The organism is Lysinibacillus sp. NPDC093197, from assembly GCF_044754025.1.
Classification (GTDB): domain Bacteria; phylum Bacillota; class Bacilli; order Bacillales_A; family Planococcaceae; genus Lysinibacillus.
On sequence record NZ_JBIVOH010000003.1, the window covers coordinates 309,452 to 333,886 of the forward strand.

The window sequence follows — 24,435 nt, forward strand, 5'->3', positions numbered from 1 at the left end:
CACCTCGCTCCGCGGAATCAACCCTTCACTTCGCGGAATCAACACCTCACTCCGCGAAATCCTCTCCATAACTAATCGTTTTTAAGCACAAAAAAAACAAGCGGTAAGCCCACCATTGCTTTACCGCTCGTTCTGTCATTTATAAATATTGTTCACGCCATTGTAGTTGCTCTTTTTCTGTAAGTTGCTGTTCCAGCTTTTCATCCCATTGGTTTAGCAATGTATTCCATACTCGGGCATATACAATATTTTGCTCCTTATTAAAAAGAACAAATTCTAAACAGGGGATATCATTAATCTGTTTCGCATCTGAAGTAACAATAGTAGCTACTATTTTTTGTGAGCTAGATTCTTCCTCTTCCTGCTGTAAAGCTGCAAGCATCATTTCCTCATCAAAATGTTCTTGCTGCTCAGCGTCCTTATCGACATAACGATATGGCTCTGGTAACTCATCATATTCCTCTATAGCCTCTTCTCCTACAGGAAGAATCGCTTGGTGACATGGACTAAATAATAGCGTTGCCGTTTCGACCTCTAGCTCTTCCTCGAAAATGCCATGCGCCAATTGTTGCTCCCCTTTAGAGGTTAGTTTATAAAAGCCATCCGTTTGCTCTATAAGACGGACGCGAGACATTAACGTCACTAAATCCTCAATAAAAAGTGGGTCTACTAGTAATAGCTCACTCAATTCCTGTACATTTTGAAAATTTGCTTCCTGCATGCTAATTAATAGCATTTTCATTAGGACATCCATCGTTGAGCGACGAATTGGCTCATATGTCACTTCAATCGTGCGAACCGGAATACACCATTCAGTAGATTTCACTATTTTCACATGACGATTTTGCTGTAACTCTCGTATTAAACGCTGTTGTAATTTTAACACCCTACATCACCTGTCCTTCATGATTACGCAAACCGTTGTAGGATTTCACCGTCGTTAAAAGATTGCTGTACATGTCACGTGTATCTTGATGCTTAGCACGTTTTGCAAACATATCTGCACTGCCAACAAGCATTAACAATTCACGTGCACGAGAAAGTGCAACATTTAACCTGCGATAATCTCTCGCAAAGCCAATGTCTCCTCCCTTTGGCGTATTACGTACCATACTCACTAATATGACATCCATCTCCATCCCCTGAAACTTATCGACAGTTCCCGTTCTAAACTGTAAATGGGGTAGCTGTAATTCCTGTTGAAGTAGACGATTAATTTTTTTCACTTGCTCGCCATAGAAGCTAATAACGCCTACACTTTTCTGTGCATCCTGTGGTATGCGCCCTGCCTTTTTCGCTTCTAAAACAGCAGCATTTAAATCTGTTAAAATTCGGCGGATTGTTTGTAGTTCCCCCTCATTATAACGACTCGTACCACCTTTAACTTGTTCCTCTAAAAATGGTTTTTCAGTTGGCATATCAATCCATAGTAAATGATCATCTCGATTGACGAAATGTCCTTCTAAGCCATGGTCACGCGCTAAATCAGAATCCGGTAGACCGCATTGCAGACCACTTTCTTCCTTGGCGTAAAAAGGTGTAATACTGTGCATGATTTTTTCATGCATACGGTATTGTAATGCGAGCATTTGCTTATGTGTTGGCGGTAAGTTATTAAATAACCGCTCGAATAACGATTCACGCAGCAAGCTTTTTAGCTCTTGTGCACCATCGAAGTTTGGATTTTCTTCTAACATGCCCTTCAATGTTTCCTCTAGCGTATCATCACCAAGAAGTGGTGGTAGCTGATGATGGTCACCAACTAAAATAACCTTTTTGCCCTTAAGCATTGGTAATAATAGCTCTGGAGGTGTCGCCTTAGATACTTCGTCAATGATGACAACATCAAAGGTCGGATAGTTTTCCATAAATTCCTTACTTGCCGAAGCAACGCATGTTGTTCCGATAACATTGGCATGACGCACATATAATTTACGAATTTCATCTAAATCATATTCTGTTGCGTTTTGTAACTTATCACGCCATTGCTCTTGCAATTTCTTACGTAGAGGTAGCTGCTGTTCTTTACGATGTAGCTCTTCTAAGCTTTCATTTGTCGTTTGAATAGTTTCTTTTACTTCCTCATATGTGCGCTCTGGCGTAGATTGTAGCAACGTTGTTAACGCAGTTAGTTGTTTTTCCTTTTTTAGCCCATCTACATTTATAGCTTTAATCTTTTCTTCTAATTGCGCTAACTGTTCCTCAACCTCAACTAAGCTTGCCTTTGCTGTTTGTTGTGCTGCTTTCTTAGGCACAAGTTGTGTGTTAGCTTGCTCAACGGCCTGAAGCTGTTGACGGGCTGTTTGTAGAGCGGTTTGTGTATTAGATACTAGCATTTTCAACTGTTCCACTGATTCTTCTGGCATAATATCAGCTTGGAATGTATCAGCGAGTTGCTGTAGTCGCTCGGTATGTTTAATATATGGCTGTAATTGGCGTTGCAAGCTTTGTACATCGAAGCTTGTTATGGCACATTCTTGATGTATTAAACTACTAATATTTTTACGTAGTGACTCAAATTCCCGATCTTTATGATCCTGTTGTTGTCGAAGCGCCATCCCCTTTTGCCAAACAAAATCGCGACGCATATAGAGCCCTAGTAAATAGCTTTCTACCTGTTCGATAGGAGGTGTTTGCCCTTCTTGAAACGACTCATTTAGCTGTGCAAATACACCCGTTAAATTTTTTAATGAGAACGATTGAACCGGCTGTTGACGACTTCTAGCTAACGCTCGTTCTTTCTCCTCAGGCGATACCAATGTTTCAAGCTTTGCAATCGCTTTTTGTAATCGGGAATTTATTGTTGCCCAGGCTTCTAAATCTTTCGCATCCTCTAAATGCTCTAGTCGTCCAATTTGTTGAGCTAAAATGTGCGTAGGACGTATTTGATAATGCTCTAAAAAGCGTTGAATACGATCAAAGGACGTTAACGTACCAATATATTGTTGTCCTTCCTTCATTAAAAGCAATCGCTTATTTTCTTGTTCATATTTTAGTTGAATATCTTGAAACTGCGATGTCAGCTCCTGCTTTTCTACAAGTAATTCTTTATATTGAATAGCAGCTTGCCATTGTTCTATTTTATGGGTGCAATCTTGAATCGTTTGTTGTAGCTGTTCAAGCGAATCATAATCAGATAAAATTTGTTCTTGCGATTGTATAGCAGACTCTAGTTGTGCTAGCTGTTTCTCAAGAAGCTCTTTTTGCTCTTCACTAGATTCTTTTTCTGCTTTTGCCGTTTTCAAATCCTTTTTTAACGATTGAATCTCTCTTAGCAAAATTGGTTCGTCTATTGCCGCCTGTTCCTTAGCAGCGATTTCCTTAACTAGCTCCTCAAGCCATGTCTCAAGCTTTTGCCGCTCGTCCACTGCTTTTAAAATACTTGCCTTCAATTCTTGTTCACGCTCAGCAAAAGCGATAATTTCTTCTTCAACAGAAGCTAATGTTTGTTCACGCCAATGAAGGGCAACATTTTCCTCAATGAATTTCTTTCCCTCTTCTTCAATACTTTCTGTTCGACCATACCGTAAAATTCGAATTTCTTGATTGGAGAGAAGTCTTCCTAATGCATTATCAACAGCTAAATTTGACTGTGATGCAACGAGTGTTTTCAATCCTGCTTTTACATTTTGCTGGCATATTTCTGAAATAACCGTTGTTTTCCCAGTCCCTGGTGGCCCTTGAATCACATATAAATCTTCAACAGATAGGGCTCCGATTACCGCTTTACGTTGATATTCATTTAAATTATTATGAAACTCAATATCATCTCTCAGCTTTGTAGTGCGGACAGTTGGGCGTTTTTCAAATAAAATCGTCTCTAGACTAGCATTAACTGCTTCGCCCTTTTCTAGCTTCGTAAAGCCATTGCGTAAGCGTCGAATTTGACTTAGTGTTGCAAAATTACTAAAGCTTGCTTGTTTTGAGCGCAAGTTTAACTGATCTTTCCGAGCCTGATCCTGTGCAAAAGGCTTTAAATCAATTTCCACTGTTTGCTTGCCAGCATTCGATTTTAATACTTGACCGATTTCGCCACGTACCCCATGGATACTAACACTTAAACCTTCGAGTTGCTTCCATTCCTTCGCTTTTACATATGGACATACAAGCGTTAAACGTGAAAAGTCTTCATTGAAGTAGCTTTGCTTAAATTCCGTATGAATATCATCAATTGTTGCATCACGTTCTTGGATTTTTAAATAGCCTTCCCAACTTGCAATACGCTTTTTCACATATTCGGTACGTTCTTCAGCAATCGGTAGTTCTCTTATTTTCGTATGAAGGTCAAGCGGGATACCTGCGCCATTATTAGGCTTTGTTACAAATTGCAATGCAGCCGGTAAGCGGCGATTCGTACTTATTGGACCTCGCATATGTACAAAACGAATATTTGTTGCTAATAACCCTTCCACTTTTAGCACACAATCCATAATTGCCGTTTTTCCGGCAAGTACACTATCTAACTTTTCATTGTGCTCTGCATTAAAATAAATCGATAAAAACGTTTCGCCAATTGTTTTGGCTTTTCTTTTTTCAATATAGACAGTAACTGTTTTTTGTAACGCAAAAAAGGCATGCTCGTTTGCTGAGCATTCCTCTACCGCCTCCTTCGCCTTATTCGTCAAAATTAAATTACAGCGTTGTTTCTCTAGTAAAGCGATGTTCTGCATGAGCTGCCCTCCTTTCCGAATTCACTAAAGTATTATTTTATCATATCGTAAATGGAATCTTGCAAAGAAAAATCCCCTGCACAGTGATTTCCTTCCACTGTACAAGGGATCAATACTTATTGGTACCGACAATAGGACATATCTTTAATGTTGGTCTATTGTTTCTTTCGGTAATGTTTTACTCATTTCACAGTACTGAACGAAAACACGTGCCATTTCACGTAAACGATTATGAACATCCTCGTCTACAATTACATTATTTGCATCAAAATGTGATGTATGCGTATATACATAGTTTGGTGTCACAAGTGCACGGAAGTAATCTAAGATAGGCTTTAATTGGTTCTCAACTACTAAATGGTGCTGATATGTGCCACCATTCGCTACGATAGATACTGGCTTATAACGCATTGTTTTCGGATGTAAGAAATCAAAAGCATTTTTCAATACACCTGGAATTGAAGCTTGGAAAATCGGAGTTGCAATGATATACGCATCCGCTTCTTCAAACTTTTGAATCATTTTTTTCATATCTTCATTTAATGGTGAGCCATCGACAATTTGATGTTTATATTCACTAAAATGCATAATTTCTAAATCGAAACTAGCATCGAAATCTTTAATATAACGCTCTACTTGCTCTAAAATAGCACCAGTTTTACGCCCAAACATTGTGCCATCAACGAGTAAAATTTTCATATTCATTTTGCCTCCACATTCATCTTCTACAATAATATTGTAACAAATGAATAGTGGCTCGGGAAGAATTGTAATAGTCAAAACAATAAATTCAGTCTTTAGACGGAATGCTATATTTAATGGAAAGACGACTATTTTTCATCGTGTCGATTAAATGTCACTTCTTTATCTACCACAGTTTCTTCCACTTTATATTTATCTCGATTTATAATGACCTCTCGATTTACCTTGCGCTCTGCATCAGACACATCTAAGCCTTTAAGCTTTTGCCAATTAAATAACTCTTCACGCGTAAATTCATCTTGTGCCACAGTTGGAAAATCCATTTTCGCTAAGTCCTGTGATGGATAAATTGTCACCGGCTGTTTCTTTCCATGTAAACCAATAACGATCATTGCTTTTGCAACTTGCGAGGACTCAATAGAACGCAAACGCTTTAATGGTCCTATTAATAAAGGTTTAGCAAGTTTTATTAGCTTTTCTCCTACCTTTTCGCCAAAACGAAATTCATCGCGCTGTCCTACTAAAAGAGAGGGACGAATAATGGATAGACGCTGTAAGCCTAGCTCTATTAATGCATGCTCAAGCTTCCCTTTCACACGATTATAGTAAAATCGAGATCGCTCATTGGCACCCATAGCTGTAATGACAAGCATATGCGGAATCCCTTGCTTTTTCGCCAATGAGGCAATGGCTAGTGGATATTCAAAATCAACTTTTTCAAACGCCTCACGTGATCCAGCCTTTTTAATCGTTGTACCTAAACAACAAAATAGCTCATGAGCAAACTCAATATCTTTTTCTTCTAATGTATCGAAGTTTCGAATTTTCACCTCTAACTTCGGGTGCTTATATTGTAGCTCTCGTCGTGCTATAACGATGACCGAAACATATTCATCATTGTCACATAACTGTTCTATTAGTGAACTACCTGTTAATCCAGTAGCCCCTACAACAATTGCCGAACGCATGCCCAATTTCATTCCCCCTTTGAGAAAGTCTTATATTTGCTCCACAAAGACGATTTCTATGTATGTATCTTCAATAATGAGAACTAGCTTCATTTTGCATGTCCTCTCTACTATTCATCGGTATAGCAAAGTCAATTTTTAAAGTTTCATCTCATACATTATTTATCTAATGTTAATTTTTACACATACTTGCCCAATTTTCACCATAATTTAAATAGACAGATGAAAGGATGGGATACATTTGCAAAACGAAACACAAACAATTAAACCGAAAAAATCGATTGTTTTCATAATTGAAAGCTGTATTGATAAAGGGCTGTATCCTTTTGAACGAGTTGCAACATTAGCTAAGTTGCTTGGACAAGAGGAAGTTTTCATATTCGTAAAAACCCCTTCAAATGATGGGATTCAAATTTTAATGAATCACAATCTTTCACCAATACTATTCGATCACTTCGACGAATTACCTAAGCAAATAAAAGCGATACAACCTGATTTAATTGTTAGGGATGGTCGTAACTCAGAAAGCTGGCAAGTGGAGAATTTACGACCATTTTGCAAAACAATTATTCATTTTGATGATTTTGGTGATGGTGGCCAAGCCTGTGACTGTGTATTACTAGCACTCTATCAAGAAGTTAAAGATTATATGCCTTCCCATTATATTGGTGGCAGTTTCGTCTTTGCATTACCTGAAGCTTATCAGCATGCAGAACAATTACCTGATCTTAAAACACCAGAAAATCCTCCTCATATTGTTGTTGCTTTCGAGGATGGGGACGAGCATAACTTAACATATCGTACTCTTCGACACCTAACCCAGCTACAAATCCCACTACAAATTACAGTAATGATAGATGAAAGTTATCGACATGCGACTGATGACTTGCAAATGATGGTTTTAAGTCGTCGGAATACTGCCATTTTGCGTGATAAAGACGCACTCCTTAAATTATTACCCAAAGCTGATGTCATAATTTGCAATGCTAATTACACACCATATAAGATTGCTTCCTATGGCGTGCCATGTATTACGCTCGCACAGACAGAAAATGAGCTATTACACGCATTCCCTCGTGAGCATAATGGCTTTATACATCTTGGCCTCGGGCGTAAGATGAAACAATCACAAATACAAAATGCTGTTATGGAGTTTTTATTGCATGAGGCGCGCAGTGAACGTGCTGTGAAAAAACAGCGCCAGCTGAATGTCGCTAGCAATAACAAAACGCTTGAATCTTTATTACTTGATTTCGCTTATGATCGACATAATATCGCTTCAACTTAGTGATTCTTTTAAGGTGAATATGATACAATATATTAGAATTTTTCACTTTCGTATTTCCCCTGCTTCTAGTTGAATGTATCCATTACAAAGTAGGCTAGAATATTTGAGGAATCTCAACGCATCAGTACCCGATTAATTTTAACAATTGAGCGGTGGGGGATGACAAAACCTCCATCGCTTTTACACGCTTTCGTAATAAAAAATAAACTAATAAAGGAGCCAAGTATCATGCCATCAAAAAGCGATATTGAATATCAAATCAAAGAATTAAAAATGGATTATATGAATTTACAAGGTGACATCGAAAAACTTGAATCTACAGGCCATAACGACCAAGTCGCAAATGCTGAGCAGCGCCTTGCTAACATGGAAGCAAAGCTAGCAGAATTAAATAAACAACTAGCAGAGCTATAATGAATTCGCATCGTGCCAACTGTTATGTTGTAGCAGTAGCATTGTGATTCATCTATTTATACAGACCTAATCGAATTATTTTGGAGGAACAACATATATGGCAATATTAACAGTTGAAAATTTAGGTCATTCTTTCGGTGACCGTACACTTTTTAAAGATGTTTCTTTCCGTTTAGTAGAAGGCGATCATATTGGCCTTGTCGGTGCAAACGGTGTTGGTAAGTCTACTCTTATGGGAATCATTACAGGACAAACAATTCACGATGAAGGAAAAGTTGAATGGCTACCTGGAACACATTATGGCTATTTAGACCAGCATACTGCGCTAACAGCAGGACGTTCTATGCGCGATGCATTACGTGATGCCTTCCTCCCACTATATAAGAAAGAAGAAGAGCTAAACGAAATTACAGGTAAAATGGCTGAAGCAACACCTGAAGAATTAGAAGTTTTATTAGAACAAATGGCAGAGGTTCAGGATGCTCTTGATGCTGGAGATTTCTACACTCTCGATATGAAAATCGAGGAGGTTGCACGAGGTCTAGGTCTAGATGCTATTGGTCTTGAACGCGATGTAGCTGCCCTTTCTGGTGGTCAGCGTACGAAAGTTTTACTGGCAAAGCTATTATTAGAGAAGCCAAAAGTATTATTACTCGATGAGCCAACGAACTATCTCGATGAAGAGCATATTAATTGGTTGAAAAACTATTTAAAAAATTATCCACATGCATTCTTATTAATTTCCCACGATACGGAATTTATGAATGAGACAGTTGATGTTATTTTCCAATTGGAGTTTTCAAAGCTAACTCGCTATACAGCTACGTACGAAAAGTTTTTAGAGCTTGCTGAAATCAATAAACGTCAACATATTGATGCTTATGAAAAGCAACAAGAGTTCATAAAAAAACAAGAAGACTTTATAGCGAAAAATAAAGCGCGTTACTCTACAACTGGTCGTGCAAAGTCTCGCGCGAAGCAGCTTGATCGTTTAGAGCGTATCGACCGTCCTGAAACAGCAGTGAAACCTGAATTTGGTTTTAAAGAAGCACGTACACCAAGCCGTTACGTTGTAGAAGCAGAGAATTTAGTCATCGGTTACGATAAAGACAAACCACTACTACCACCTCTTTCATTTATGATCGAACGCGGTGAAAAAATTGCCTTAGTCGGCATGAATGGTGTTGGTAAATCTACTTTACTAAAAACGATGCTTGGTAAAATTAATCCGCTAGGTGGTACGGTAATTCGTGGTGATTATTTAGCTCCTTCTTATTTCGAACAAGAAGTAAAGGCAGATAAAATTACTCCAATTGATGATGTATGGAATGCTTTCCCTTCTATGGAGCAAGCACAAGTACGCGCTGCATTAGCACGTGCTGGTCTAAAAACAGATCATATTACTCGCCCACTTAATTCTTTATCTGGTGGTGAGCAGGCTAAAGTTCGATTATGTAAGCTAATGATGGAAGAAGCTAACTGGTTACTATTTGATGAGCCGACAAACCACTTGGATGTCGATGCCAAAGAAGAGTTAAAGCGTGCTATGAAAGAATTTAAAGGCACAATTGTACTCGTTAGCCATGAACCTGATTTCTATGAAGGCTTAGCAACAAAAGTATGGGATGTGCAAGACTGGTTCACTTCTGGTCAACAAAGCTAAATACTAATAATGTGTCATTCTAAAGAGTAAAAATCCACTTCGCTTTCCGCGGGCACAAGGTGAGGTGCAACTACCGCTGTTGCGTCTTCCTTTTTGTGCTGACCCGCAGGATGCTAGGTGGATTTTTCCTTTGAAATTAATATATCCTTCTGATATTGCTATATACGACAACTTTTTGACTCGCCCATAGGTGGTCACTCTTTGGCAAAGCCTCGCTCCTTCTATATTGTAAAAATCCTCATCGCTTTCTGCGGGAGTCTACTCTACTGGCATACCCATGAAAATTCAGAATTGTTTGGGTGACTGGCAAGCATTCAATATTCTCTATTTTTAAAATCTTCTAAACTTACATCATTGTAAGCTTATTTAATGAAACTTTTCGCACTTTCCAGCGTATATTTAGTATAGATTAAAAATATTATGTTCTCTTAAAAGTTTTTTAATTAACTATTGATTTATATATAGCTTACTAGTAAGATATATGTATAACCTATTTTACTTACTAATAAGCTATTCATAAAATATAATCCAACAAAGAAAGCGGGGAATGAAGAATGACAGTTACTATCTACTCACAAGCGAGCTGTTCTTCATCCAGAAAAGCACTAAAATGGTTAAAAGATCACAACATCGAATATAAAGAAAAACGCATTACATCACATCCTCTTACACTTGCTGAATTTAAAGAAATTTTAAGCATGACAGAAGATGGTACTGATGAAATTATTGCAACAAACTCAAATGACTTTAAAAATCTAAATATTGATATTGATCAGCTTTCTATTCAAGAGTTGTACGCAATTATTCAAGCGCATCCTAGAATGTTACGTAGTCCTATCCTTATAGATGAAAAACGTATCCAAGTTGGGTACAATGAGATGGACATTCGTCGTTTTATTCCACGTAAAGTACGTGCTTACGAATTAAATGCGATGACAAGATTGGCACAAGAAAGTTAAAACAGTTTTGGAGATGACCTTATATGGATCAAGAAAAACAACAAGCCATTACCTCATTGTTTGAAGTTGTCTTTTCTATCGAGCGTAAATGGGCAAACGAGTGGAATAATCATAATGCACTCGGCTTTTCAAAATCCCATATTTTAATTTTAGACTACTTATCGCAGGAGGGACCAAAGCGCCCTTCTGCAATAGCAGAACGCTTAAAGGTAACAACTGGTGGTGTCACGGTATTAACGACCAAACTGATTAATGCTGGTTTTATTGAAAAGACGCAGCATGCTACTGATCGTAGAGCCTCACAATTAGTTATTACTACCGAGGGTGAAGAAATACTTGAAGAATCCCGTCAACAAGTGAGTGAAATTATTAATAATATGTTTGGCATGCTCTCAGCTGAAGAGGTGCAAACGTTGCGTGATATTTTCGCCAAATGCTTACTATCTGTTGATACAAATCGGCAAGATTAAATTTTCATCTATGTTTTGTGTGGAAACACGAAAAAGGATGCATCGCAAATTTTTGTTTGCAGTGCATCCTTTTTTGGATTGGCCGAACGAATACTTCCGTCTAAGTAGTTATGGTTGTGCGACCAATGTATTGATTACGCTGGCAGCACAGCCTCGACGATTGACACATCGGCCATTAGCATTTCTTTTAAACGCGCTTTCGCACGGAATAAACGAGATTTCACCGTACCGATTGATACTTTCATAATAGTAGAGATTTCAGCAAGTGAATATTGGTCTATGTAGAAATACCATAAAGTTTTACGATAAATTGTATCTAATTGACCCATTTTGTCCTGTACTAGCTTCGTCACAATCTCTTTTTCAATTTTTTCTTCTGTAGAAATGTCATTATTGGGAACCAAATCTAAAATCGGTACGTCTAATGTTTCAGGTTGGTTCATCATATACTTACTGCGTCGTACTTTTTTTCGATAGCGATCTCTAAATGTATTCATTGTAATTGTTGTTAGCCAAGCTTTAATATGTTCAACTTCGGCAACGCTATCTTCATAGCGTACGACTTTTACCCAAACTTCTTGCATTAAATCTTCTGCTTCTACATTATTGCGAGTTAGTTTCAAACATAAATGGTATATATAACGGTTATATTCCTCATATACGCCTTCTAATTTTTCATTCATTGTGTATTCCTCCGCTTCTTGTTCTTGCTTCTATACACATTCTCGCAAAATAATGTATTACACTCTATCGTATTGGCTTTCAATTTCATTACAATCGTGTAAGCTTAATTGCTTTCACTTGTAATATTCGTAAAAATTGTTTTACTACTATATCACTTTCCCAACAAAAGACCACTTTAAAACCATATTCCTCTATTTTTATCACTATATTTTTAATAATATTTATTATCAGAAAATTTATTAGGCATTAATTGATATGAAAAAAACAAAAAAATGCACTCCTAGCAGAAGCGCATTTATTGTTAACTTAACAGCCCTAGACGAAAAGATGAGGCTACGACCTGTGTTCGATTTTTTGCTTTGAGCTTTGTCATGAGACTGCTTACATAATCCCTGACCGTATGCTCGCTTAAAAATAATAAACTGGCAATTTTTTTATTATCATATCCTTCAGCAAGTAAGCCGAGTATCATCGACTCCCTTTCCGTTAAATGAAGTTCTGTATTTTTCTCTACCTTCTCACTCTTGCGTGATAAAAATAAGCCTAAACGCTTTCCTACTTCCTCAAGAAGCGTTAATTCTTCCTTTGTACAATCGAATTCTTCGCCTAGCTGATCAAATGTTAGCCAGCCGAATAACTGATCCCCTCCAACAATAGGAATAAAAATAATTGAGGATAAACCAAATAATTGGATATGCTCCTCCTTCACGTAATTTTTTGGGCTTTTTAAATAAATTGGTTTTCTTGAACTAAGTATAGTGTTTTCTCCAGTTAGCTCCCCTTTCATGCTTTGCACCTTAGGAAGCTCTGCACCAATAACTCCGTAAAATTGATTGGACCATGGGACATATGCGTAAAATACACATCTCTTGTAGCTAAAATATTCTTCACATTTTTTTAAAATATAGGCTAAATCCTGATAGCCTGAGGAACTAATAAGCAATTTATCGAGCTTATCTAATAACTGTAAATGTCTCAATCCCTCATTTTCAGTAGGCCTATTACTATCTTTGCCTTCTCCCTCACAGTCATAGTAAAGCTGTACTAGAGACATAAATAATGATAATACATACATTAAGACAGCATTCGTTCGACTACTCTTTTGTTGAATCATAAACGTAATCAATGACTTTTCAAATATTAATTGGAATAAATTAAAGCTCTTCCTATCAATAATGGATAATTGTGATTGTAGCCACGTATTAAAAAAATACTCATCACCATTTAATTCATCAATGTTTGTATGTGTCAGTAAACGTAAAAATGAATCTAATAGCAACGCTACTCTATTTCGTTCTGTTTCGCCTATAGCAGGTTCTAGATTGAGGTAAATATTCATATTCTCTTTAATTTGTTTATGATGAACTTTAATAAATAACACAAACTCTTGAAGTGTTACTTCTTCAATTGGCTGAAATGGATGCGTCATAGGAAATTCTTCTCCTTCACACTAAAATACCCCTATAAATGGAGGATATTCACTCACTATATTATACAGCATCTTATAGGATAGTATTTCAAATTGACGATAGTAAAATAAAGGTATCGCTAAACAATGCGAATACTTTTGGATCGTTAGGTAATTATATAACCAGAAATAATGAAAGGGGCATGCATGAAATGAGACTTGAAAATGCAGTAGCCATTATTACAGGTGGAGGAACAGGAATCGGGAAAGAAACTGCACTATTGTTTGCCAAAGAAGGAGCAAAAATAGTTATTACAGATATAAACGAACAATCTGGTAACGACACAGTACGTGATATTCAAGCTATTGGCGGTGAAGCATTATTTGTACGCCATGATGTTAGCAATGAAGAAGACTGGAAAAAGGTTGCAAATGAAACAATTAAAACATTTAACAAAGTAGATATTCTTTTCAATAATGCAGGTATCTATATCATTAAACCACTTGCAGAAATCGAACTATCTGATTGGAATCGCTTAATGTCCATCAATGTGACAGGTGTCTTCCTAGGCATGAAACATATTATGCCACTTATGGCTAAACAACATAAAGGCTCTGTTATTAATGCTTCTTCTATCGCTGGCTTAACAGGTGCTGCTGGGCACGTATTATACGGAGCTAGTAAAGGAGCTGTTCGCATTATGACAAAAGATGCGGCAATGGAATATGCTCCATATGGCGTACGCGTAAACTCTATCCATCCAGGCTACATTGACACTGGAATGGCAGACTATGCGTCTGCAACAACTGGAAGCTCTAAAGATGAATTAGGAAAAAGCATTTTCCCATTAGGACGTTTAGGCTCTGTTAAAGAAGTAGCGCAAACAGTATTATTTTTAGCTTCTGATGAGTCTTCCTTCTCAACAGGTGCAGAATTCGTCATTGATGGCGGAGCAACAGCAAAATAAAAATAAAGGTGGTCATTTATATGAAACTACAAGATAAAGTAGCAATCGTAACAGGCGGTGCTAGCGGTATTGGTGAAGCAACCGTTCGTCTTTTTGCACAAGAGGGTGCAAAAGTAGTCATTGCTGATTTCTCTGAGCGTGGACAAAGCATCTCAGATGAATTAAATAATAGTGGTTTTGATACACTCTTCGTGAAAACAGATGTCACTATCGAAGAAAACATTAAAAACATGATTAATGAAACTGTAAATAAATACGGTAAACTTGATATTATGTATGCTAATGCGGGCGTAGCTGACGATGCACCAGCACATGAGTTATCTTACGAAAAATGGAAAAGAACAATTGATATTAATTTATCAGGTGTATTTCTTTCTGATAAATATGCAATTGAACAGTTTCTTGCTCAAGGTACAGGTGGCGTTATTGTCAACGCTGGTTCCATTCATAGTTTTGTTTCCTTACCGAATCCTACAGCCTACTCATCTGCAAAAGGTGGCGTAAAATTATTAACACAAAACCTATGTACTGCTTATGCTAAACAAGGCATTCGCGTAAATGCGGTATGTCCTGGCTATATCGAAACACCTCTATTAGCTGAAGTAGATGCTCAAAAGAAAGAATACCTAGCATCCCTTCATCCACAAGGTCGTCTTGGTAAACCAGAAGAAATCGCGAAAGCCGTTTTATTCTTAGCAAGTGATGACGCAAGCTTTGTTAATGGCACAACACTTCTAGTCGATGGCGGTTATACTGCTCATTAATTATTATAAAAGGATCTGATTTCGAGAAAACAACGAAATCAGATCTTTTTTATAGAAATGATGGACTTATGTGAAAGTTATCGACCAGAGAGGTTAGGCAATACTCAAAAGAAGACGATGGATGTCTAAGGCATAATCTTTAGTAAAGGCTAGTGGAGCAAAGCATTAATAAATACTGGAAAAACCTTTGCAATAACAGGATTCCCCAACCACATTATGCTATACTATTTCTATTATCGAAATATTGAAAGAGGGATGCTAATATGACGCAAGTAGAGACATTAAATGCTTACTTTACAGAACATCGCGAGGCACATTTAAACGAACTAAATGAATTTTTACGTATTCCAAGTATTAGTTCGTTATCAGAACATAAGGAAGATATTCAACACGCTGCCGAGTGGCTAGCTGATGCCTTCAAAAAACTAAACTTGGAAAACATCTCAATTACGCAGACTGCTGGTCACCCTGTTGTTTATGCTGACTGGTTACATGCAGAAGGCAAACCAACGATTCTATTTTACGGCCACTACGATGTACAGCCTGTTGATCCATTACATTTATGGGAAACAGAGCCGTTCAATCCTACGATTCGTGATAACAAATTATTTGCACGCGGCGCAAGTGATGATAAAGGCCAAGTGTTTATGCACTTAAAAATGATTGAAGCACTATTTGCTACAACAGGTACTTTACCAGTGAACGTCAAATTCATCTATGAAGGTGAAGAAGAAATCGGAAGTCCACACCTTCCTGCTTATGTCGAAGAGCATAAAGAAAAATTAGCTGCAGATTTAATTTTAATTTCAGATACAGGTCTTTATGGTCCTGGTAAACCTGCAGTATGCTATGGCTTACGCGGTCTTACAGGCGTACAAATTGATGTTCGTGGAGCAAAAGGCGATTTACATTCTGGCCTTTACGGTGGAGGCGTGCAAAATGCTATCCATGCATTAGCTGAAATTTTAGCTTCCTTCCGCGATGAACACGGCACAATTCAAGTAGAAGGTTTCTACGACAAAGTATTACCATTAACAGAAGAAGAACGTGAAGCTTACCGTGCGCTAGGCTTTGACGAAGACTCTGTAAAAGAGGAAGTTGGCGTATCAGAATTATTCGGTGAAGCTGGCTATTCTTATTTAGAACGCACTTGGGCTCGTCCAACACTAGAAGTAAACGGTGTGTTTGGTGGCTTCTCTGGCGAAGGCATTAAAACTGTACTTCCAGCTGAAGCCGGTGCGAAAATTACATGCCGACTAGTACCAAATCAAGATCCAGAAGATATCGTTGCATTATTAAAAGCACATATTGAAAAACATAAGCCTGTTGGTGTAGACGTAACGATTTCAGAATTCGATAAAGGACGTCCATTCTTAACACCATTTGATCATCCATTTATTCAAGCGGCTGGTCGTTCATATGAAAAAGTTTATAATGTCCCAACTGCTTACACACGTGGCGGTGGTTCGATTCCAATCGTTGCTGCATTTGATGAAATTTTAGATTTACCTGTTGTTCTAATGGGCTTCGGATTATCGAGTGAAAACTTCCATGCACCAAACGAACACTTCCATTTAGAGAACTTCGATAAAGGCCTACGCGTTTTAGGCGACTACTTATATGAGGTTGCTGCGTTACAAAAATAAACAAGGCAATAGCTATTACAAAAGAGAAAAAGTGTTAGATTGAATGCAATCAATCTAACACTTTTTTTACTGCGACCGTTGTTGTTCGCTACGGCGGACGCTTTCCGCCGGCACACCGTAAGCCACAACCCTCGCTAACGCACGGTTTGTTGTGTCTTACGCTGCGTGCGTTCCCGCAGGAGTCGCCGCCTACGCTACCAACAACTAGTACACGCTGCAATTTATTATTCCTGCAAAAGAAAGAATTGCTGATTTCAGACAATCTATCACTATTTAGCTATGCCGTTGTTGTCCGCTCCGGCGGTTGCTTTTCGCGGGCACACACGTAAGCCACAACCCTCGCTAACGCACGGTTTGTTGTGGCTTACGCTGCATGCGTTCCCGCAGGAGTCGCCACCTACGCTACCAACAACTAGTGCCCTCCTCTAAATTCCTGTAAGATTATGCAATTATGCACCAACCACTTTCGTTTTCCACGAAGCACGACGGTTTTTCTTAGAATTACTCACAATGCATTTGAACACAATAGAAACCCCCTCACCAGTTTTGAAGTGACCCCTAAAAGTTAGACACGGTTATTTCAGTTTGGCAGGGGGGTTTTTCAATCGTCTATTCACCGAAATTTGTTACAAATTCTGCTGATTTTTTTCGTTCTTTCCCTTTTGGAACTTCATCAAAATATCCGACTTGTAGCATTGCAATTACACGTTCACCTGGCTGTACTTTCAATGCCTCACGGAATTTCGGATTGTCTAAAAAGCCTGGTGTTTTCCAGCAAGTGCCGATGCCTTTCTCCCAAGCTAACAGCTGGATATTTTGAATGAAAATACTCGCTGCAGCATAATCTTCTAAACGCTCTTTTTGGCGCGCATCCTCTGGCACAATGACAAAAGCAAAGCCACCTGGTAGTGTAAATTTCGTCGTTTGCTTAGCTAAATCTTCACTAGAAAGATCTTGCCATTTTGGGATAGCTATATCACGCAATAAATGTTGAACTGCCACTAACTCATTATCACAAGCTATAACTAAACGCCAAGGCTCACGATTACCGTGGTTTGGTGCCCATATAGCATCATCAATAATGCTCAATAATTCTTCACGATTTACCGGCTTCCCATTAAATTTCTTTATAGAACGGCGGTTTATAATTGCTTCTCTTACTGATAATAATTGTTCACTCATTTTTTATTATCTCCTTCTATTTATATTAGAATATTGATTATTCGTCATTAGTTCTATCTCCAACATTATCACAAAATGATGAGCTTTAAAACCGCCAACTCTCTAAGCAAAACTATCATCTATATGGTAGAAGTAATAGGTCATATTAGGGGTATACGCCGTAGAATCCTGATAAAGATATGGCCTGTTAATACTATCGGAAGTATGTGCATTCACATAAGGAACTCCATTTTGTATACTCGTGACAATAACAGAATGATCGATTCTGCCGTCTCCTTGAAAATCGTAAAATATGATGTCCCCAAGCTCTAACTCTTCTGCAGATTGCACACGTGTAGCCTTCAAACCAGTTTTTGAGCCTTCTAAATACCATCTAAGAGAATGTGCGACAGACCAGCTAAAACTCCAGTTGCCTTGCTGAATCCACCAACCCCGTTCTCTATTTGGCGCACCTCTCATCGGTGCCCCTCCAGCAAGTAAACATTGCGAAATAAAATTCGTACAATCGACATCAAAGTTTGGAAATGCTGGATTGCGTCTATTCCACCATAAATTCGCATATTGAACAGCTGCCTGTCTGTTATACATTTTGGCCACGCTTCCCCTCCTTATGACCATCATATGACCACATCATTCGTTCTATTAATTAGGTCCTTCATCGTATTATTGCTGAAAACGGTTATATCAGGCGCTATCTTTTCCAATTTCAAGATAGTTTTTGCTACAATAAGATTAAACAAATTGGCATTTTTTTATTTTATGAACAGAAGGGATGTTGAATGTGAAGCAGCATGCTGAGAAAGAAATCTTACAGCCTACTCATTTATGCGATAAAAAAGGTAATTTAAATCCAGCTGCTATTGGATTTGCACGAAAACCTCTCATAAATAGCAATTTAAGTGGTCATATTATGCGTAAAAAGAAATGGAATTATTGGTGTGTCTATGGTGATGAGATTTTATTCTCCGCAACTATTAGTCATCTCGATTACGCAGCAGTCTGCTTCGTATATTTCCTTGAATATGAAACTCAGCGCTATTTTGAAAAGACAATAACAGTTCCACTTGGTGGCAAGCTTAAAATGCCGACACACGTGCTTGAATCCGTATCTTTCAGTAATAGTGAAATGTCGATTGATATGACTTATATTCAAAACGAAACACATTTATCTGTTTCAATCCCTACATTTGATGGCGATGCCCTAAGTGCGAATTTAATTATTCAGCATCCACCTGCGGACGAATCGTTGAATGTCGTCATTCCATGGAATCGTAGAACATTCCAATTTACAGGGAAGCATCATATACTCCCTACATCAGGAGATGTGACTATCGGTAATCGTCACTTTACATTTACTCCCGAGGAAAGTTTTGCTGTACTTGATTACGGGCGGGGTGTTTGGCCTCGAGAAGCCACATGGAATTGGGGAATGGCATCTCAGCGAGTTCGTGGCAGACGCATTGGACTCAACTTAGGTGGTAAATGGACTGATGGTACTGGAATGACTGAAAATGCGGTTTTTGTTGATGGAAAAATGACAAAAATACATGAGGACTTACTATTCGATTATGATCGTGAGGACTATATGCAACGCTGGAAAGTGAAGACGAAATTCACAAATCAAGTCTCTCTAACATTTTCCCCATTTTTTGAACGTATTGCCGCAACAAATGCAAAACTCGTCAAATCGGAAGTACACCAGATGTTTGGCTATTATGACGGTACTGTTCTATTAGATAATGGTGAGACACTCGTTATTAAGCAAATGCTTGGTTGTATCGAGGAACATCAAGCAAAATGGTAAGTGCCTAAAATACTTATTAAGTTCATATGTGCTGCAAAAAAATTCGCCCTCTTTTCAAAAAGTATCGCGAATTTTTTTGCTTATTAGCCTCTTTACTTTGTTAAGCCTGCTAGTATTGCTTCTGGGTCATCTGTAAAAACAGCTTGTATACCAAGCTGTTGCAATTGTTTCGCATACTCTAGGTCATTAACTGTGTATACACGTATCGTTGCCCCTTGTTCAAGTGCTACACCTATTGATCTCCTAAATGCTGTTGGTAAACTAACGTGGATAGCATTTGCAGGGATTTTTGCCGTATATGTTGTAAAATCAACTAAAATTTCAGCAAATAAAGCCGCTGTTTCAATGTATGGCGCCATCTGAGATACAGTTTGAAGCGATTCATGATTAAAGGAAGAAATAATTACTCGCTCAGTTATTTGGTGCTTCGCTATTTCCTTTAACACAAGCACCTCAATTCCCTCATACGGAAAGATATCTGTTTTTAGCTCGATATTGATACGGTGATGTGTAGCAACGAAAAGCTCTAATACTTCACTTAATGTTGGAATACTCTCACCTTTATATTCTTCTGCAAACCACGAACCATAATCATATGAACGAAGCTGTTGAAGCGTTAAGTCTTTCACATAGCCTGAACCGTCTGATGTACGGTCAATCGTTTCATCATGGATGACTACTACCTCCCCGTCCGCAGTGACATGAACGTCCAACTCAATGCCCGCAATTGGTAGCTTGGAAGCCGCATAAAAAGCAGCTTTTGTATTTTCAGGATAGTGTGCAGATACACCTCTATGTGCAAATAGATCCAAATGCAAAACCTCCTTCTAATCTTTACTTAATAGTATAACAATAAGTGAATTATGATATTTACACTTGATAGGTAAAATTTTGTATAGTAGTATGAGAATCTACTTGAATTTGTAAGTACTTAGGAGGTGCTAAAAATGACTGTAAAACACCCGGATTTTCAGGCTGAGCTGGAGAGGCTAGCATACACCCAAAATTATATGCAACAAATCTTAAATGAATCACAGCGTGATTTGCAATCTGCGCAAGAAAATATTCGGAAGTCCATGGCAGATCTTGATTATTTAGATTCTAGTTTAAGTTATTTGAATATTTTAACAAACGCTCGCTTCTTTGAAATGGCTCGAAATCAAAAGGAAGGCTTAGAAGCCGTACAAAAAAAGCCATATTTTGCTCGAATTCATTTCCAAAAGACTGGTGATCCTGAGGAATTTTTGTATATCGGAAAAACATCCTTGTTTCACCGCGATACGCATGAACCGATTATTGTAGACTGGCGTTCACCTGTGGCCAATGTTTACTATGATGGGCGTCTAGGAGATATGGAATATGATGTACGTGGAGAAATTCATAAAGGACATTTGTTTGCCAAGCGACAATATAAAATCGAAGATGGAGAATTACTCGATATTCGGGATATTGACTTAACGACAAATGATGAATTACTTCAAGAGGCATTAGCAGGAAAAGCAGATGTACGCCTAACAGAAATCGTCTCCACCATACAAAAAGAACAAAATGATATTATCCGCGCACATCTTCGTCAGCCAATTATCGTTCAAGGTGCCGCTGGTAGTGGAAAAACAACAATTGCTTTGCACCGTATCTCGTACTTCTTATATACAATGGGCGAACATTTTAATCCTGAGCAGCTCATGATTTTAGCACCAAATAAGCTATTTATCGATTATATCGGCGATGTCCTACCAGAGCTTGGTGTTGATAAAATATGCCAAACTACGTTTTCAGATTATGTCCTTGCAGCAACTAAATTAAAACTAAAGCTTCGTAATCCTAACGAACAGCTGGAATCATTAGTAATAGGTGGCGCTGATCAGCCTACTGCGTGGATTTCTGAAGTTAAGGGTTCCCTCTATTATCGCGATATGATAGAACGCTATTTACAAAAAATCGAACTGCAAATCGCTGAACAATTCGAAGATGTATTTATTGAAAAATATCGTATAATGCGTGCCTCACATTTAAAAAAGTTGTTTTTATACGAATTTTCATATATGCCAATTGAAAAACGACTCGCACACATTAAAAAAGTGCTAGCCAGCCATGTTCGGCAAAAGAAACAAGCTGTCTTAAATATGTTACATGCAAAGTACGATGAAGCACTTGGCAAAGCACTTAATGGTATTCGTGATGCAGAGAAGCGTAAAAACATTGTCACTAAATTTATAGATGAACGTGATGAACGTATGCCAGCAATTGAAAAAGAAGCAAAATCGACTGTATCTGTCTATATGCGCCGCTTTGCAAAATATAATGTAAAAACGCTCTATCGTACACTTTTAACAAATGCCGAGTTATTAGCAGAAGTCGCACCAGAATGGCATTATTTAGAGCAACAGCAGTTTTTACAAGCACATGCTAAAGAGCAATGGATGCTAGAAGATTTAGCTGCTCTCTATTATTTACAGGCACGACTAAAAGGGATTGCAGATGAGTGGAAAATGCGCGTTGTCTTTATCGATGAAGTACAGGACTACAGTCTATTCCAGCTAGCCGCTCTAAAAGCAGGGTTAGAAACCGATATGTTTACAATGGTAGGTGATTTAGCACAAGGAATTCATAGCTACCGCTCATTAACAGCTTGGGAGCCTGTGCAAAATTTATTCCCTCGTGCCAGCTTCAGAACACTTCAAAAAAGTTACCGAACAACCATTGAAATTATGGAGGTCGCTAACCAAATTTTAATGCAAATGGATGAGCAGCTACCTTTAGTCGAGCCTGTAGTCCGTCATGGGGATGCGCCAACTTTTATACAGGCAGCTTCTTTTAATACGCAGCAAATTAAAGAAGTTTTTGATCGTATTAGAGCAAACCGGCATCAGTCGATTGCTTTAATTTGTAAAACTACAGCTGAAGCCAAATCAATGCAACAGGCTTTGATGAACGATGCTATCCCTTGTCAACTTCTCACTGAGGATGAGTCTATAAATCAGCAAGTATTACTTGTAGTACCAAGCCATTTAGCAAAAGGACTGGAATTTGATGCTGTCATTGTTGCTACATTTGATACCCCTTTCTTTAATACTAAAATTGATAGAAAGCTACTTTATGTTGCACTAACTCGTGCAATGCATGAGCTTTATTTAATCGGTCCATCAAAAAAAACATTTTTATTAGATAATTAAAATTCTTTATTTCATATTTTTATAAGCTAAAAAATAGCACAGTAGGATATAGCCCCCTAGCATGCTATTTTAACGTTGGATAGCCTTGCTCAATCATATTAGATAAATAAAACTACAAAATTATTTATGTCGCGGTGGTAGTCTGTAAAACTTTCCTTTTGATAAGTACGCTTTAACAACTTTCCACCATGAGCGAGGTGCTTCCCTAGGAGGAGACTTTTTTTTCGGCAATGCTGGCATACGCATGAGAACGACCCCTTTCTTCAGGCTTATTAATACTATATGGACATAGTACACATTTATGATAAAAAAGAAGATTTTAACAGTATCTTAAAAATAAAAAAGTGAGAAGTGAAGCTTATTGCTCACTCCTCACCCATCATTTAATTTTTCACATAATAGTCTAGTTGCTGTGCTTTCATAAAGCCTGCTCTCTCATAAATCGAAATCGCTTTTCTATTTTCGATTTCTACATCAAGCATGACAAATTTAGCGTTTTGTTTACTTGCATAGTCTTTTGAAAAAGACAATAAAGCTGTACCGATTCCTTGCCCTTGATACTGCGGATGAACTGCTAGGGCTGTCACCCATTGTATTTCATTTTCCTTAACTGTTGCCACCGTACCTACAACTTGACCGTCTTTATGTGCTACCCATAATTTCCGACCATTCGTTGACGTATTAAAGGCAATTAGTTCCTCCGATTCTGATGGCAAATCTCCAAACGCCTCACTATAAATAGTGATCAATTCAGTCTGTTCTTCTGCAAATGGGGCTATATGAATATCATTTCGTAGTTCAACTGACTCTGCTTTCGTTTCCAGCGTCGCTTCTGAAAAACTATATGAATAACCACACTTTTCGATAAATGTATGTCCAAAGGGAGATCCATCAATAACTACTGCTAATTGACCTTCCGCTCCTCGCTCTTGTAGACCAGCTTGTAATACGTTTACTAATGCTGTCCCAACTCCCTTTTGGCGATAAGCTGGAGAAACTACTAACGACCATTCATACGTATGTAGCCCCATTAAATCAATAGCACTTGCAGCACCAACTAATTCATCATTATCATCTTCATAAGCGAGCACCATAAAACCTTTTGATTCAAAAGAGCCTGCTAATGGAATATTCATAATCGTTTCATATACACGATAATCATTTAAGGTTGCTTCTTCGCATAATATTTTTAATTCATTCAGTGTTTCCTTGTCCAGCGGGAATGACACTGTAATTACTGAAATGTTCATTGTTTACTCCGTTCTTAAACCAGACTATTGCCCTATTGTAGCAAGAAAGAAAATAAACTGGCAACAAATTATAATACCCTTTTCTAATAATCAGCAATTTTACTTCAAATACAGAAAAAACAGAAGGATTTATACTACTATTGTACTTCAAAGTAAATGAAATTTACTAGAAGGCATTAGTTATAAATTATTATATAGGATGCCTTATAAGAAATTAAATAATTATATTTACTGTAATTATTATAACATTTATTCAAATAAATTACATTATTAAAAAACGGAATGACTATATTGAATAATCATGTACTGTTACTATTGGCAGGATGCCTCCCATTGTAAAAAAGAGCGATTTCATAAAAGAAATCACTCTACACAATAGACCAACACATAAACGAAACTACTACCGATGCATTCCAAAG

The 24,435-nt window shown here is 37.8% G+C and carries 20 protein-coding genes; 10 read left to right on the forward strand and 10 right to left on the reverse strand.

Going from position 1 to position 24,435, the window contains the following annotated elements; genetic code table 11:
• Positions 1–139 precede the first annotated feature (139 nt).
• From ACIP9G_RS11440 to ACIP9G_RS11455, 4 genes are all read right to left on the reverse strand, one after another.
• A complete protein-coding gene (locus ACIP9G_RS11440; protein ID WP_401019372.1) occupies positions 140–886 on the reverse strand; it encodes a hypothetical protein in 747 nt (248 codons plus the stop codon).
• 1 nt (position 887) lies between these two features.
• Complete coding sequence (locus ACIP9G_RS11445; protein WP_401019375.1) at positions 888–4,670, reverse strand: DEAD/DEAH box helicase; 3,783 nt, start codon at positions 4,668–4,670, stop codon at positions 888–890.
• 144 nt (positions 4,671–4,814) lie between these two features.
• The gene (locus ACIP9G_RS11450) at positions 4,815–5,369 is read right to left on the reverse strand and encodes an NADPH-dependent FMN reductase (RefSeq protein WP_340821111.1); all 555 of its coding nucleotides are present in this window, start codon (positions 5,367–5,369) and stop codon (positions 4,815–4,817) included.
• A gap of 131 nt (positions 5,370–5,500) precedes the next feature.
• Entirely contained in the window at positions 5,501–6,352 is an 852-nt protein-coding gene (locus ACIP9G_RS11455; RefSeq protein ID WP_401019378.1) for an NAD(P)H-binding protein, read from the reverse strand.
• 229 nt (positions 6,353–6,581) lie between these two features.
• Here ACIP9G_RS11455 and ACIP9G_RS11460 point away from each other — a divergent pair, with 229 nt between their 5' ends.
• From ACIP9G_RS11460 to ACIP9G_RS11480, 5 genes are all read left to right on the forward strand, one after another.
• A complete protein-coding gene (locus tag ACIP9G_RS11460; protein ID WP_340821115.1) occupies positions 6,582–7,628 on the forward strand; it encodes a PseG/SpsG family protein in 1,047 nt (348 codons plus the stop codon).
• A 228-nt stretch (positions 7,629–7,856) separates the two neighbouring features.
• A complete protein-coding gene (locus ACIP9G_RS11465) occupies positions 7,857–8,042 on the forward strand; it encodes an SE1832 family protein (RefSeq protein WP_053597392.1) in 186 nt (61 codons plus the stop codon).
• 97 nt (positions 8,043–8,139) lie between these two features.
• Positions 8,140–9,705, forward strand: coding sequence for an ABC-F family ATP-binding cassette domain-containing protein (locus tag ACIP9G_RS11470; RefSeq protein WP_340821118.1), 1,566 nt, complete (start codon positions 8,140–8,142; stop codon positions 9,703–9,705).
• Positions 9,706–10,259: 554 nt separating this feature from the next.
• Positions 10,260–10,664 carry a transcriptional regulator Spx gene (spx, locus tag ACIP9G_RS11475; protein WP_036117523.1) on the forward strand — a complete coding sequence of 135 codons (405 nt, stop codon included), beginning with the start codon at positions 10,260–10,262 and terminating at the stop codon, positions 10,662–10,664.
• A 23-nt stretch (positions 10,665–10,687) separates the two neighbouring features.
• Positions 10,688–11,134: a MarR family winged helix-turn-helix transcriptional regulator gene (locus tag ACIP9G_RS11480; protein WP_340821119.1), complete on the forward strand. Its 447-nt coding sequence runs from the start codon at positions 10,688–10,690 to the stop codon at positions 11,132–11,134.
• 134 nt (positions 11,135–11,268) lie between these two features.
• Here ACIP9G_RS11480 and ACIP9G_RS11485 read toward each other — a convergent pair whose 3' ends face one another.
• Complete coding sequence (locus ACIP9G_RS11485; protein WP_340821120.1) at positions 11,269–11,817, reverse strand: RNA polymerase sigma factor; 549 nt, start codon at positions 11,815–11,817, stop codon at positions 11,269–11,271.
• A 302-nt stretch (positions 11,818–12,119) separates the two neighbouring features.
• Positions 12,120–13,247 carry a LuxR C-terminal-related transcriptional regulator gene (locus ACIP9G_RS11490; protein WP_401019382.1) on the reverse strand — a complete coding sequence of 376 codons (1,128 nt, stop codon included), beginning with the start codon at positions 13,245–13,247 and terminating at the stop codon, positions 12,120–12,122.
• A 191-nt stretch (positions 13,248–13,438) separates the two neighbouring features.
• On the opposite strand from ACIP9G_RS11490, the gene ACIP9G_RS11495 reads away from it, so the two are divergent.
• The 3 genes from ACIP9G_RS11495 to ACIP9G_RS11505 all read left to right on the forward strand — a co-directional run bounded on the left by ACIP9G_RS11495 (position 13,439) and on the right by ACIP9G_RS11505 (position 16,604).
• On the forward strand, positions 13,439–14,194 hold the full coding sequence (locus ACIP9G_RS11495; protein WP_401019383.1) for an SDR family NAD(P)-dependent oxidoreductase: 756 nt from the start codon (positions 13,439–13,441) through the stop codon (positions 14,192–14,194).
• Between the two features lie 20 nt (positions 14,195–14,214).
• On the forward strand, positions 14,215–14,958 hold the full coding sequence (locus ACIP9G_RS11500) for an SDR family NAD(P)-dependent oxidoreductase (protein WP_401019386.1): 744 nt from the start codon (positions 14,215–14,217) through the stop codon (positions 14,956–14,958).
• 263 nt (positions 14,959–15,221) lie between these two features.
• Positions 15,222–16,604: a dipeptidase gene (locus tag ACIP9G_RS11505; RefSeq protein ID WP_401019388.1), complete on the forward strand. Its 1,383-nt coding sequence runs from the start codon at positions 15,222–15,224 to the stop codon at positions 16,602–16,604.
• Positions 16,605–17,213: 609 nt separating this feature from the next.
• Here ACIP9G_RS11505 and ACIP9G_RS11510 read toward each other — a convergent pair.
• Both ACIP9G_RS11510 and ACIP9G_RS11515 read right to left on the reverse strand, forming a co-directional pair.
• Positions 17,214–17,786: a nitroreductase family protein gene (locus ACIP9G_RS11510; RefSeq protein WP_340821125.1), complete on the reverse strand. Its 573-nt coding sequence runs from the start codon at positions 17,784–17,786 to the stop codon at positions 17,214–17,216.
• Between the two features lie 102 nt (positions 17,787–17,888).
• Entirely contained in the window at positions 17,889–18,383 is a 495-nt protein-coding gene (locus tag ACIP9G_RS11515) for an amidase domain-containing protein (RefSeq protein WP_401019391.1), read from the reverse strand.
• Positions 18,384–18,567: 184 nt separating this feature from the next.
• On the opposite strand from ACIP9G_RS11515, the gene ACIP9G_RS11520 reads away from it, so the two are divergent.
• Positions 18,568–19,590, forward strand: a complete 1,023-nt coding sequence (locus tag ACIP9G_RS11520; RefSeq protein ID WP_340826375.1) for a DUF2804 domain-containing protein — start codon at positions 18,568–18,570, stop codon at positions 19,588–19,590.
• Positions 19,591–19,682: 92 nt separating this feature from the next.
• On the opposite strand, the gene ACIP9G_RS11525 is transcribed toward ACIP9G_RS11520, so the two are convergent.
• Positions 19,683–20,402, reverse strand: a complete 720-nt coding sequence (locus tag ACIP9G_RS11525) for a glycerophosphodiester phosphodiesterase (RefSeq protein WP_401019393.1) — start codon at positions 20,400–20,402, stop codon at positions 19,683–19,685.
• A gap of 135 nt (positions 20,403–20,537) precedes the next feature.
• Between ACIP9G_RS11525 and helD the strand changes: the two genes are divergently transcribed.
• Positions 20,538–22,766, forward strand: coding sequence for an RNA polymerase recycling motor HelD (gene helD, locus ACIP9G_RS11530; RefSeq protein WP_401019395.1), 2,229 nt, complete (start codon positions 20,538–20,540; stop codon positions 22,764–22,766).
• A gap of 383 nt (positions 22,767–23,149) precedes the next feature.
• Here helD and ACIP9G_RS11535 read toward each other — a convergent pair whose 3' ends face one another.
• Positions 23,150–24,016, reverse strand: a complete 867-nt coding sequence (locus ACIP9G_RS11535; RefSeq protein WP_401019398.1) for a GNAT family N-acetyltransferase — start codon at positions 24,014–24,016, stop codon at positions 23,150–23,152.
• Positions 24,017–24,435 lie beyond the last annotated feature (419 nt).

What these genes read in the sequence shown, in the direction of transcription:
- ACIP9G_RS11445 (WP_401019375.1), bottom strand. Translation starts at nt 4,670, where the DNA reads ATGCAGAACATCGCTTTACTAGAGAAACAACGCTGTAATTTAATTTTG.
- ACIP9G_RS11450 (WP_340821111.1), bottom strand. Translation starts at nt 5,369, where the DNA reads ATGAAAATTTTACTCGTTGATGGCACAATGTTTGGGCGTAAAACTGGT.
- ACIP9G_RS11455 (WP_401019378.1), bottom strand. Translation starts at nt 6,352, where the DNA reads ATGAAATTGGGCATGCGTTCGGCAATTGTTGTAGGGGCTACTGGATTA.
- ACIP9G_RS11465 (WP_053597392.1), top strand. Translation starts at nt 7,857, where the DNA reads ATGCCATCAAAAAGCGATATTGAATATCAAATCAAAGAATTAAAAATG.
- ACIP9G_RS11470 (WP_340821118.1), top strand. Translation starts at nt 8,140, where the DNA reads ATGGCAATATTAACAGTTGAAAATTTAGGTCATTCTTTCGGTGACCGT.
- spx (WP_036117523.1), top strand. Translation starts at nt 10,260, where the DNA reads ATGACAGTTACTATCTACTCACAAGCGAGCTGTTCTTCATCCAGAAAA.
- ACIP9G_RS11480 (WP_340821119.1), top strand. Translation starts at nt 10,688, where the DNA reads ATGGATCAAGAAAAACAACAAGCCATTACCTCATTGTTTGAAGTTGTC.
- ACIP9G_RS11485 (WP_340821120.1), bottom strand. Translation starts at nt 11,817, where the DNA reads ATGAATGAAAAATTAGAAGGCGTATATGAGGAATATAACCGTTATATA.
- ACIP9G_RS11490 (WP_401019382.1), bottom strand. Translation starts at nt 13,247, where the DNA reads ATGACGCATCCATTTCAGCCAATTGAAGAAGTAACACTTCAAGAGTTT.
- ACIP9G_RS11495 (WP_401019383.1), top strand. Translation starts at nt 13,439, where the DNA reads ATGAGACTTGAAAATGCAGTAGCCATTATTACAGGTGGAGGAACAGGA.
- ACIP9G_RS11500 (WP_401019386.1), top strand. Translation starts at nt 14,215, where the DNA reads ATGAAACTACAAGATAAAGTAGCAATCGTAACAGGCGGTGCTAGCGGT.
- ACIP9G_RS11505 (WP_401019388.1), top strand. Translation starts at nt 15,222, where the DNA reads ATGACGCAAGTAGAGACATTAAATGCTTACTTTACAGAACATCGCGAG.
- ACIP9G_RS11510 (WP_340821125.1), bottom strand. Translation starts at nt 17,786, where the DNA reads ATGAGTGAACAATTATTATCAGTAAGAGAAGCAATTATAAACCGCCGT.
- helD (WP_401019395.1), top strand. Translation starts at nt 20,538, where the DNA reads ATGACTGTAAAACACCCGGATTTTCAGGCTGAGCTGGAGAGGCTAGCA.
- ACIP9G_RS11535 (WP_401019398.1), bottom strand. Translation starts at nt 24,016, where the DNA reads ATGAACATTTCAGTAATTACAGTGTCATTCCCGCTGGACAAGGAAACA.